This window comes from Streptomyces flavofungini, from assembly GCF_041028215.1.
In the GTDB taxonomy this organism is placed as follows: domain Bacteria; phylum Actinomycetota; class Actinomycetes; order Streptomycetales; family Streptomycetaceae; genus Streptomyces; species Streptomyces flavofungini_B.
In genome coordinates this window covers 1-979 of sequence record NZ_JASKYR010001316.1, presented here as the reverse complement: position 1 = coordinate 979, position 979 = coordinate 1, and the positions used below count along the sequence as shown (strand labels likewise).

The window sequence follows — 979 nt, the reverse complement described above, 5'->3', positions numbered from 1 at the left end:
GTCCGGGGCGAAGGCGAGGCGCAGCACGCCCCACCACCACAGCGCGCCGAACCCCAGGGCGGGCACCCAACGTATCGCCCGCCGTATGAGGGTTCCGCTCACGGATATCAAGGCTGCCACCTCCCGCTCGGCGCGAGATCGACGCTAGCCCCCCGGMCCACCCCTCGCGAGGGCGTACGGACACCCCGCCCGCCGGAGGGCGCGCCGCCGGTCTCACACGCACGACGGCGCACCGCCGGTGTCACCGGCCCGGCGATGGCCGCCCCGTACCGGCGACAGCGCCCTCACCCCTCACCCCGTACCCAAGGGGTTTCAGCTGTTCTCGGCCTGGAACATCCAGTGGTGCTTCTCCAGGTCCGCCGTGATGGCGATGAGGATGTCCTGCGTGACGGGGTCGGGCTTGTCCGTCGCCCCGACGCGCTCACGGAAGCGGGTGATCACCGCACCGAGGGCGTCCACGAGCACCCCGATGGCGTCCGAGTCCTTGACCCAGCCCTCGGGGGTCTTGCCGATGCCGCTGCTCTGCGCGACGGTCGCCGCACGCCCGTCGGGCGAGATACCCAGCGTCGAGGCGCGCTCCGCCACGGTGTCGGAGTGCTGCCTGGCGGTGTCCACGACCTCGTCGAGCTGAAGATGCACGGAGCGGAAGCGCGGGCCGACCACGTTCCAGTGGACCTGCTTGGCCACCAGGGACAGGTCCACCAGGTCCACCAGGGCACCCTGGAGCGCCTCCGCGACCGTCTTCTGATCCGCGTCGGACAGCGGGCTCTTGGTGACGTACATCTGTCTCCTCCAACTCATCAGCGATCGAGATCATCAACGATCGAGAGAAACCGTCACAACCATGGCATAAGTGCGCCAATTCGGCTGATCGAGGTACCTCTTATCCGCTCGGGAGAAATCCACACAGGACCTTCGTCCTTCCGTGCGGATTTCCCGCACCTCTCGCCCCCGACGCACMCCGAGGCACCCCCAAGGC

At 68.8% G+C, this 979-nt stretch carries 1 protein-coding gene; it reads right to left on the bottom strand.

The features are described from left to right. Positions 1-312: 312 nt before the first annotated feature. Positions 313-783, bottom strand: coding sequence for a Dps family protein (locus AB8Z36_RS40725; RefSeq protein WP_369218379.1), 471 nt, complete (start codon positions 781-783; stop codon positions 313-315). Between the last annotated feature and the right edge of the window lie 196 nt (positions 784-979).

Excerpts from the sequence above, each read along its gene's own strand:
- AB8Z36_RS40725 (WP_369218379.1), bottom strand. The coding sequence starts at position 783 with ATGTACGTCACCAAGAGCCCGCTGTCCGACGCGGATCAGAAGACGGTC.